This is a genomic window from Pseudomonas sp. SZ40 (assembly GCF_052958135.1).
Window position 1 is genome coordinate 1 of record NZ_JBQWIF010000071.1, and the last position, 10,269, is coordinate 10,269.

The window sequence follows — 10,269 nt, forward strand, 5'->3', positions numbered from 1 at the left end:
CCGGCTTGCCGGCGATTAACGACCATGGCACGGAGTGTGGGGCGGCCCGAGCTCGCATCGCCCGCAAGCGGGCTCCTGCGGATGTGGAGAGTGCGGGTGGTCTGGCGGTAGCCGCAGGCAGGCCGTGGATCATCACGCGGTCATGTAGGAGCCGGCTTGCCGGCGATTAACGACCATGGCACGGAGTGTGGGGCGGCCCGAGCTCGCATCGCCCGCAAGCGGGCTCCTACGGACATGGTGAGTGCGGGTGGTCTAGCGGTAGCCGCAGGCAGGCCGTGGATCATCACGCGGTCACGTAGGAGCCGGCTTGCCGGCGATCAGTGGCCATGGCACGGAGTGTGGGATGGCCCGAGCATCGCATCGCCCGCAAGCGGGCTCCTACGGGCATGGTGAGTACGGGTGGTCTGGCGGTAGCCGCAGGCTGTGGATCATCACGCGGTCACGTAGGAGCCGGCTTGCCGGCGATTAACGGCCATGGCACGGAGTGTGGGGTGGCCCGAGCTCGTATCGCCCGCAAGCGGGCTCCTACAGATAGGGTGAGGGCATGTGCCCGGTGCCTGGATCAGCGATCGCTCTGCTCGCCCTTGGGCGGGCTTTCCGGCAGGAACCAGTTGAGCAGCAGGGCGCAGATGCCGCCGGTGGCCACGCCGGACTCCAGTACGTTGCGCAGTGCTGCAGGCATGTGGGCGAGGAACTCCGGCACCTGCGACACGCCAAGGCCGAGGGCCAGGGACACGGCGATGATCAGCAGCGCGCGGCGATCCAGATCGATGCCAGCCAGGATGTTGATGCCCGAGGCCGCCACGGCGCCGAACATCACCATGGCCGCACCGCCGAGTACCGGCTCCGGTACCGCCTGGATGACCCCGGCCACTGCCGGGAACAGGCCGAGAATCACCAGCATCAGCGCGATCCACACGCCGATGTGGCGGCTGGCGATGCCGGTCAGCTGAATCACTCCGTTGTTCTGGGCGAAGATCGAGCTGGGGAAGGTATTGAACACGCCCGCCAGCAGCGAATTGACGCCGTTGACCAGCACGCCGCCCTTGATTCGCTGCATCCACAGCGGGCCCTCGACGGGCTGCTTGGACACCTTGCTGGTGGCGGTCACGTCACCGATGGCCTCCAGGGAGGTCACCAGATAGATCACCAGCATCGGGATGAACAGGCTCCAGGAGAAGCCGAGGCCGAAGTGCAGGGGCGTTGGCACCTGGAACAGCTCGGCCTGGTGCATGCCGGTGAAGTCCAGGCGGCCCAGGTAACCGGCCAGCGCATAGCCGACCAGCAGGGCAATGACGATCGCGCAGCTGCGCATCCACACCACGGGAATGCGGTTGAGCGCCACGATCACGGCCAGCACCACGCCGGACAGCAGCAGGTTCTCGCCATTGGCGAAGGTGCCGTTGGCCATGGCGCCGTAGCCGCCACCCATGCTGATCAGGCCGACCTTGATCAGCGTCAGGCCGATCATCAGCACCACGATGCCGGTGACCAGCGGGGTAATCAGTTTTTTCACGAACGGCAGGATGCGCGAGATGCCGATCTCGACGAACGAGCCTGCGATCACCACGCCGAAGATCGCCGCCATCACGGCTTCGACCGGTGTGCCCTGCTTGACCATCAGCGCGCCGCCGGCAATCAGTGGGCCGACGAAGTTGAAGCTGGTGCCTTGCACGACCAGTAGCCCGGCGCCCAGCGGGCCGAAGCGACGGCACTGCACGTAGGTGGCGATACCGGAGATCACCAGGCTCATGGAAACGATCAGGTTGGTGTCGCGGGCCGACACGCCCAGAGCCTGGCAGATCAGCAGGCCGGGGGTGACGATCGGCACGATGATCGCCAGCAGATGCTGCAGGGCGGCGAGGATCGCCACCAGCGGACGCGGGCGGTCTTCGAGGCCATAGATCAGTTCGTCACGCTTGGGGTCGACTGGTTGCATGGTGGTCGCTGCCTGGAAAAACGGCGGATTCTACTGACACGCCAGGCTAATCCCAAGTAGCAGACGACGGGCTAGATATGAATGAATCTTATTATCTGATAGCGTGCGCGGCGTTCAGACACCGAGATGCCGCCTTGTCGTCCTGGAATGCCCAACTCACCCGACTGTTTCTGGAGCACAAGCAGGCTCTGGAGGCATTCGTTGCGCGGCGAATCGGCAGCCGCCAGGTGGCCGCCGACCTGACTCAGGAGACCTTCCTGCGGCTGGCGCGCATGCCGGGCGATGCGCGTATCGATAATCTGCGCGCGTTTCTTTTCACCGTAGCCGGCAACCTGGTACTCGACCATCAGCGCCAGGCGTTGCGCCGAGGGCTGGTAGAGGGCGAGTTGCCGGCCGACGAGGCTGTCTGTCCGGCGCCAGGCATTGCCGACTGCCTGGCGGCCGAACAGGAGCAGACGCTGCTGAGCGATGCCATCGCAGCGCTGCCTGAGCAGCGGCGGCGGATTTTCCTACTTTACCATGTCGAGGGCATGGCTTACCGCGAGATCGCCACGTGCGAGGCGACCACGGTGCGCAGCGTGGAATATCATCTGCGCCAAGCGTTGATCGATTGCCGGTCTTTCATCAAGAAGCGCTTGCAGCCGAAACCGCCATCAGGAACTTCCCCGCCATGACCGACGACGAATTATTTGCCCAGGCCAGTGCCTGGCATTTTCGTTTGCAGGCCGAGGACGTCAGTGCGCATGAGCGTCAGGCATTCACTGACTGGCTGGCGCAAAGCGACAGGCATGGCCAGGCGTGGGACGAGGCGCAGGTGCTCCTTGCGGCCTTGCAGCCTGCCGCGCGCCAGGCGCATCGGTCGCTTGCGAAAACGCCCCGCACCGCCTGGCCGTGGGCCACCGCCGCGGCGCTGTTGCTGGCCTTGGGTCTTGCCTGGCAGACGCCATGGGCGGATCGCCTGCGTGCCGATCACTACACGGTCGTCGGGGAAAGCCAGTCCATCGATCTGGCCGACGGCTCGCGCATCGAGCTCAATACCGATGCAGCGTTAAACGTCGAATTCGCCCACGGTGAGCGGCGTATTCGCCTGCTGCGCGGCGAGGCCTGGTTTGACGTCAGGCACGATGCCAGCCGGCCGTTCGTGGTGGAAAGCGACGGCGTGCAGGTGCGCGTGCTCGGCACCCAATTCGGCGTGGCCCGGCAGGATGGTCATACCCGGGTGCAATTGGTGCAAGGGCGGGTCGAGGCCAGTGTAGCGGGCGACGCCAAGGTCGTGTTGGCACCGGGGCAGGCGGTGGATGCGACGCGTCGCCAGCTCGCTGCGGTGAAAACCTTCGACGTCGCCCAGGCGTTTGCCTGGCGGCAGCGGCAACTGGTGTTTCGCCAACAACCGCTCGGTGAGGTGATCCGCGAGCTTAATCGTTACTGGCCAGGGCGCATTCTGGTCTTCGATCAGGCGCTCGAACGGCGCGCGGTGTCCGGGGTGTTCGAGATCGACAAGCCCGAAGCGGTGCTGCGCGCGCTGCAACTCACCCTTGGTTTGCAAGCCCGGCAGTACACCCCGTACGTGACTGTGCTGCAGCCTGGCATGGCGGCCACGCCAAACTGATCGAAAGTTTTTTCAGGGATTTCTCCGCGGTTGTCGTCCTTGATCTTGAGGCGCGAATTACAAGCACTCGCAAGTAGTGCCGCCGATCTGGATTTCGATCACCGGGGAGTTTTTCATGCACCACGTTACTGCCGCTCGCCATTGCGGCCTGCCAACTCTATTGTCTCTCGCTATCGCATTGGCCGTTGCGCCGCCTGCCGCGCTCGCCGCAGAGGCCACCGCGACCCAGCAGCAGGTGCTGCGTTTCGACATCCCGGCGCAGTCGCTGGATGCTGCGCTGAGCGCTTTTTCGGCGGTAACCCGCACCCAAGTGCTGGTGCCCGCCGAACTGACCCGTAACCAGCGTTCGCTCGGTGTTTCGGGCAGCTATGCACAGACCGAAGCGTTGTCTCGCTTGCTGGCCGGTACTGGCCTCGCGGCCCGGTTCGTCGATGGCGATACCGTGACCCTGGAACGCCCCGCAGGTGATCAGAACGACGCCGTGCAACTGGGCGCCACCACTGTGAGCGGACAGAGCCTGGGCATTACCACTGAAGGTTCGGGCTCCTACACCACCGGACAGACCGCTGCTGCCACCCGCCTGCCGCTCACGCTGCGGGAAACGCCGCAATCGGTGAGCGTAATCACCCGCCAGCAGATGGACGACCAAGGCCTGCAAAACATCTCCGACGTGCTGCAGCAAACGCCGGGCATCAAGGTCAATCAGGAAAACTCCGAGGGTTATACCTTCTATGCTCGCGGTTTCGAGGTGCAGAACTTTCAGGTCGATGGCATCTCCAGCCTGTCCAGCGACGGCGGCACTCTGCGTGACAACTACAGCATCGGCAACTCGCTGATCTACGACCGTGTGGAGGTGCTCAAAGGCGCTACGGGCCTCGTCAACGGTGCCGGCTATCCGTCCGCGGTGATCAATATGGTGCGCAAGCGGCCCACCTCCGAGTTCAAGGGCCATGCGGCAATCGGCGCGGGCTCCTGGGACAAATACCGCAGTGAGGTGGATATTTCCGGGCCGCTGACCGAGGGCGGAGCAGTGCGCGGCCGCATGGTTGCCGGAACCGAAGAGCACCAGAGCTACATCGACCACCTCAAGGGCGAGCAGAACGTCTTCTACGGCATTCTCGAAGCCGACCTGAGCGATGACACCACCGTTGCGGTGGGCTATGACCTGCAAAAGAACTACAACGATGGCAGCACCACCGGATCTCTGCCTGCCTTCTTTGCGGACGGTCGCGAAGCGCGCTTCTCCCGTTCGAGCAACGCAGCGGACAAGTGGGCTTATCGCAATCAGGATACCCAGCGGGCATTTGCCGAGGTGGAGCAGACGCTGGCCAATGACTGGTCGATCAAGGCAGTGGTCAGTACGCGGCAGTACAAGTCCCGTGAGTTGATCTCCGGCATCAATAGCCAGGCAATCAACACCGATAACAGCGCTGTGCATGGGTTTCTCTGGGGAGAGTCCTCCAAGTTCAATGTCGACAGCAGCGAGAAGAGTTTCGATGCCCAGGCCAAAGGCCCTTATCAGTTGTTCGGCCGCAGCCACGATCTGGTGTTGGGCTACGGCTACAACCGTACCGATACCGTGACCAGGCGTTATGACGGCCTGACGGACGAGCTTATCGATGACGTCTTCAATTGGGATAACAACGCCACCAAGCCTGCCCGATTCGATTGGTGGAACCGCTTCAACATCGATGCGCGGCAGAAGATCGCCTACATGGCGACGGTGCTGAAACCGACCGATCGCCTGTCGCTGGTTCTGGGTGCGCGCGTGACCGACTACCAATGGCAGATTGAAACGCTCAACGCCTTGGGCAGCCGTGGAAAATTCCAGAGCACCGTCTCCGGCGAAGTGACTCCCTATGTTGGGGCGACCTTTGTACTGGATGACCACCATTCGGTTTACGCCAGCTACACCGACATCTTCAAGCCGCAGGCGTACAGCCGCGGGATCGATGGCAAGCCGATCGATCCGCTAACCGGCGAGAGCTATGAAGTGGGTATCAAGGGTGAGTACTTTGACAGCCGTCTGAATGCCAGCCTGGCCCTGTTCGAGCTGCATCAGGACAACGTCGCTGACGAGCGCTCGGATGGTAATGGCGATAGCTACAACGTACCGATCCAGGGTGTTAAGACCCGTGGCGTCGAGCTGGAAATGTCTGGCGAACCTGTCGAGCGGCTGCAGGTGCAGGCCGGTTACGTCTACCAGGAATCTCACGATGCGGACGGCAAGCGCGAAAGCACCGATCAACCGCAGCACATGCTCAAACTGGCGGGTAACTATCGCTTGCCGGGCGACTGGCAGCGCCTGACGGTCGGCGGCAACCTGCAATGGCAGAGCTCCACCTACTTCGTGCCGGGCGATTGGTACTCGGTGGTGGGCGACCCCAAGTTCGAGCAAAAGGCCTACACCCTGGTCGGCCTGGTGGCTGGGTATGATTTCAGCACTCAGTTGAAGGGCACTCTGAACATCAACAACCTGTTCGACAAGCACTACTACAGCGGCCTGGGTAACTATGACACGGTCTATTGGGGCGCGCCGCGCAATCTGATGGCAACGGTGAAATACAGCTTCTGATACCCGCCGGACCAGGCAAAAGGGCAGCCGAAAGGTTGCCCTTTTGCGTTTCTGAGGGGGGCCGTTGTCAGGCAGCAAGGCACCTGAAGCGCTGGCGTTGCGGGAAAACGCGCATTCACATCGACCCACTTCAGTACCGCCGCCGCTCTGGCTCGCGGCTGTTACCGACAGCTCTAAGCTAAGTGTTAAATGTTATTGGTTTTCTATTTCTTATAACCATAAATTTCACTCCATCAGCGCCGTGGTGGCGCTTCGGCAGCTGGGATCAACCGCAGCGGTGCCACTTGCGAGGAGTCGAACGTGAAACAGACCATCAAAGCCCTGCTGCTCGCTGTCGCTGCGGCAACCGCTGTTCAGGCCCATGCCGCCGACATCGTGATCGGTTACCAGACCGGTGTGGATCCGTCCAAGGTCGCCCAGGCTGACGGTGCATACGAAAAAGCCATCGGCGAGAAGCTCGACTGGCGTCGTTTCAACTCCGGTGCCGACGTGGTGACGGCACTGGCTTCCGGTGACGTACAGATCGGCAACCTCGGTTCCAGCCCACTGGCCGCCGCCACGTCGCGCAAATTGCCGCTGGTGACCTTCCTGGTCGCTGCCGAAATCAATGCTGCCGAGGCGCTGGTCGTACGCAACGGCAGCGGCATCGACAGCCCCGAGCAACTGGTCGGCAAGACCATCGCCACGCCGTTCGTGTCCACCTCCCACTACAGCCTGCTCGGCGCCCTGAAGCACTGGAAGATCGACCCCACCCAGGTGAAGATCGTCAACCTCAACCCGGCCGAGATCAATGCGGCGTGGAAGCGCGGTGACATCGACGGTGCCTTCGTCTGGTCGCCGGCACTGGGTGAAATCAAACGCAGCGGCAAGGTGCTGACCGATGCGGCCGAGGTCGGCAAATGGGGCGCGCCGACGTTCGAGGTCTGGGTGGCCCGCAAGGATTTCGCCGAGAAGCACCCTGAAGTGCTGGCCAAGTTCGCTGGCGTGACCCTCGATGCCTTCGCCGACTACCAGGCCAACGTCGCCACATGGACGGCTGACTCCGAACAGGCCGGCAAGATCGCCAAGCTGATCGGTGCCAACGCTGCTGACATCCCGGAATTGCTCGCCGGCTCCGCCTATCCGAATGCGCAGCAGCAAGTCAGTGCCGACCTGCTGGGTGGCGGTACTGCCAAGGCGATTGCCCGCACCGCCGAGTTCCTCAAGGAACAGAAGCGTATTCCCGCCGTACTGCCCGACTACTCGCCCTACGTCAGTGCCGAGTACGTCCGCCAGGCGCAGTGAACCCCCAGAGCTACGTTCATGCCACGTTTCGCCCCTCTCCGGAGGGGCTTTTTTACTTTGAGGAGTCGACCATGAGCCGACTGAGCGCCGAGCGGGTCAGCTTGAGTTTCAAGCGTCGCGGTCATTCGCAGGTCATCTTGGATAATTTCGATCTGCAGATCGAAAAGGGCGAGTCCGTGGTCGTGCTCGGCCCGTCGGGCTGCGGCAAGTCCAGCCTGCTCAACGTGCTGGCCGGCTTTCAGCCACCTGGCAGCGGCCGTGTGCATATCGATGGCCGCACCCTCGAAGGCCCGGGCGGCGATCGCGGCGTGGTGTTTCAGGATGACGCGCTGATGCCATGGCTCGATGCCCTCGACAACGTTGCCCTGGGGCTGCGCCTGCGCGGCCTGAGCAAGCAGCAACGCCATGCCCGGGCGCGTGAGGTGCTCGAATTGGTTGGCCTGGCCAGTCATGCTCATCATCAGATTTCCGAACTGTCGGGCGGTCAGCGTCAGCGCCTTGGGCTGGCGAGGGCGCTGGCGGTCGATCCGGACTTTCTGCTGCTCGACGAACCCTTCGGTGCCCTCGATGCCCTGACCCGCGAGCGCATGCAGTTGCTGCTGCTCGACGTCTGGAAGCGCACCGGCAAGGGCCTGTTCCTGATCACCCACAGTGTCGACGAGGCACTGTTTCTCGCCACCGACCTGATCGTGCTGGACGGCCCGCCTGCCCGTGCGGTGATTCACCGGCAACTGCCGTTCGCTCGCCGTTACATCGCCGGTGAGCCGGTGCGCTCGATCAAGAGCGATCCGGCCTTCGCCGAGCTGCGTCAGGAGCTGCTCGATCTCTTCCTTCAGGAGTCCGCCGACCATGCCTTCTGATGCACTGAAAAACACCGTAAGCGACCGCAGCCGCCGTTTCGTGATCCGCTTCGACCGTCGCCGGGCGGCAGCCTTCGGTACCTTGGCGGCGTTGGCGAGCCTGTGGTGGCTGGCAACGCACCTCGGCTGGGTCGACACCATCTTCCTGCCTGCCCCCGAACAACTGCTGGTGGCCCTCAACGGGCTGCTGCAGGACGGTTATCTGGATGCCACGCTATGGCAGCACCTGAGTACCAGCCTGTGGCGCGTGCTGGTGGCGCTGTTGGCTGCGGTCGTCACGGCCATCCCGCTGGGAATCGCCATGGGCTTGAACCCCACGCTCAACGCCGCGCTCGACCCGCTGGTGGAGTTCTATCGGCCGATCCCGCCGCTGGCCTATCTGCCGTTGATGGTGATCTGGTTCGGCATCGGCGAGCTATCCAAGGTGCTGCTCATCTACATGGCGCTGTTCGCGCCGCTGCTGATCGCCACCGTGGGCGGCGTGCGCAGGGTCGACAAGGCACGTATCCAGGCGGTGCGCTGCCTGGGTGCCAGCCGCTTGCAGGTGGTGCGTCACGTGATTCTGCCCAGCGCGCTGCCGGACATCCTCACCGGCCTGCGTATCGCCCTGGGTGTCGGTTGGTCGACGCTGGTCGCTGCGGAGCTGATCGCCGCCAACCAGGGGCTCGGCTTCATGGTGCAGTCTGCCGCGCAGTTCCTTGCCACCGACGTGGTGGTGGTCGGCATCCTGTTGATCGCCAGCATCGCCTTGACCATCGAACTCGGTTTGCGCGCGCTGCAAAAGCGCTTCGCTTCCTGGAACTGACTGCTTAACGGGACTGAATAGAGAAAGACCCATGACCCTCGTATTCGAACGTATCGGCCAAGCCCTGGGCGCGCGCGTTACCGGTGTCGACCTGAGCCGCCCGCTGGATGCCGAAAGCTACACCAGCTTGCGCCAGGGGCTACTTGAACATCAGGTGCTGTTTCTGCGTGATCAATTGCTGACGCCTCGCCAACAGCGCGATGCGGCAGCCATGTTCGGTGATCTGCATATCCACCCGATCTATCCGAAGATCGAAGAACAGCCGGAAGTCCTCGTTCTGGATACCGAGCTCAATGACCTGCGCGACAACGCCCTGTGGCACTCGGACGTATCGTTCATCCCGTCGCCGCCGCTGGGCTCGCTGCTCAGTGCGCGGCACGTTCCGCCGCATGGTGGCGACACGCTGTGGGCCAGTTGCTCTGCCGCCTATGAAGGGCTTTCTGCACCGATCCGCAACCTGCTCGACGGCCTGACGGCTGTGCATGACCTGACCCTGTCGTTTCCTCTGGAGCGCTTCGGCACTACGCCCGAGGCACTGGAAAAATGGAATGCCGCTCGGGCAGCGAACCCACCGGTCACTCACCCGGTGATACGCGTACACCCGGAGACGGGCCGCAAGGGGATCTTCGTCAGCGAGTCGTTCACCACCCGGATCGTCGAGCTGGAGCCGGGCGAAAGCGATGCACTGCTGAAGATGCTCTTCGCACAGATCGCCAAACCGGAATTCAGCGTGCGCTGGCAATGGCGCCAGGGCGACCTGGCGTTCTGGGACAACCGCCTGACCCAGCACTACGCCTGCGACGACTACCGCCCGCAGCGGCGCATCATGCACCGTGCGACGATTCTCGGCGATCGGCCTTTCGGGCCTTGAAGCCGCTGCAAGCCATAAGCTCCAAGCGGCAGCTCGAACCGTAGGAGCGGGCCATGCCCGCGATTCGTGCGCATGGCGCACTCCCACAGATAAGGGTGCAGGGGCGGCCCAGGTTTATAAATCGTACTGTGGCCGAAACTGAGCGGCAGCTCGAGTCGTGGGAGCGGGCCATGCCCGCGATTCGTGCGCACGGCGCACTCCCACAGGTATCGGTGCAGGGGCGGCCCAGGCTTGTAAGTCATACTGTGTCCGAAACCTGAGCGGCACCTCGAACCGTGGGAGCGGGCCATGCCCGCGATTCGTGCGCATGGCGCACTCCCACAGGT

General features: G+C 63.3%; 8 protein-coding genes. 7 read left to right on the forward strand and 1 reads right to left on the reverse strand.

The window, feature by feature from the left end:
* Positions 1 to 562: 562 nt before the first annotated feature.
* Entirely contained in the window at positions 563 to 1,939 is a 1,377-nt protein-coding gene (locus ACT9T4_RS26330) for a uracil-xanthine permease family protein (protein WP_042553546.1), read from the reverse strand.
* Positions 1,940 to 2,073: 134 nt separating this feature from the next.
* On the opposite strand from ACT9T4_RS26330, the gene ACT9T4_RS26335 reads away from it, so the two are divergent.
* The 7 genes from ACT9T4_RS26335 to tauD all read left to right on the forward strand — a co-directional run bounded on the left by ACT9T4_RS26335 (position 2,074) and on the right by tauD (position 9,943).
* A complete protein-coding gene (locus tag ACT9T4_RS26335; RefSeq protein ID WP_179539593.1) occupies positions 2,074 to 2,613 on the forward strand; it encodes an RNA polymerase sigma factor in 540 nt (179 codons plus the stop codon).
* Complete coding sequence (locus tag ACT9T4_RS26340) at positions 2,610 to 3,548, forward strand: FecR family protein (protein WP_499119800.1); 939 nt, start codon at positions 2,610 to 2,612, stop codon at positions 3,546 to 3,548. The genes ACT9T4_RS26335 and ACT9T4_RS26340 overlap by 4 nt, the downstream gene beginning before the upstream one ends.
* Before the next feature lie 115 nt (positions 3,549 to 3,663).
* Entirely contained in the window at positions 3,664 to 6,123 is a 2,460-nt protein-coding gene (locus ACT9T4_RS26345; protein WP_499119802.1) for a TonB-dependent siderophore receptor, read from the forward strand.
* Between the two features lie 300 nt (positions 6,124 to 6,423).
* Entirely contained in the window at positions 6,424 to 7,407 is a 984-nt protein-coding gene (gene tauA, locus ACT9T4_RS26350) for a taurine ABC transporter substrate-binding protein (protein ID WP_042553542.1), read from the forward strand.
* Between the two features lie 71 nt (positions 7,408 to 7,478).
* Entirely contained in the window at positions 7,479 to 8,267 is a 789-nt protein-coding gene (locus ACT9T4_RS26355; protein WP_499119805.1) for a taurine ABC transporter ATP-binding protein, read from the forward strand.
* Positions 8,257 to 9,072: a taurine ABC transporter permease TauC gene (tauC, locus tag ACT9T4_RS26360; RefSeq protein WP_179539597.1), complete on the forward strand. Its 816-nt coding sequence runs from the start codon at positions 8,257 to 8,259 to the stop codon at positions 9,070 to 9,072. The genes ACT9T4_RS26355 and tauC overlap by 11 nt, the downstream gene beginning before the upstream one ends.
* 31 nt (positions 9,073 to 9,103) lie before the next feature.
* On the forward strand, positions 9,104 to 9,943 hold the full coding sequence (gene tauD, locus ACT9T4_RS26365; RefSeq protein ID WP_042553539.1) for a taurine dioxygenase: 840 nt from the start codon (positions 9,104 to 9,106) through the stop codon (positions 9,941 to 9,943).
* Positions 9,944 to 10,269: the final 326 nt, after the last annotated feature.

What these genes read in the sequence shown, in the direction of transcription:
- ACT9T4_RS26330 (WP_042553546.1), bottom strand. Translation starts at nt 1,939, where the DNA reads ATGCAACCAGTCGACCCCAAGCGTGACGAACTGATCTATGGCCTCGAA.
- ACT9T4_RS26340 (WP_499119800.1), top strand. Translation starts at nt 2,610, where the DNA reads ATGACCGACGACGAATTATTTGCCCAGGCCAGTGCCTGGCATTTTCGT.
- ACT9T4_RS26345 (WP_499119802.1), top strand. Translation starts at nt 3,664, where the DNA reads ATGCACCACGTTACTGCCGCTCGCCATTGCGGCCTGCCAACTCTATTG.
- ACT9T4_RS26355 (WP_499119805.1), top strand. Translation starts at nt 7,479, where the DNA reads ATGAGCCGACTGAGCGCCGAGCGGGTCAGCTTGAGTTTCAAGCGTCGC.
- tauC (WP_179539597.1), top strand. Translation starts at nt 8,257, where the DNA reads ATGCCTTCTGATGCACTGAAAAACACCGTAAGCGACCGCAGCCGCCGT.
- tauD (WP_042553539.1), top strand. Translation starts at nt 9,104, where the DNA reads ATGACCCTCGTATTCGAACGTATCGGCCAAGCCCTGGGCGCGCGCGTT.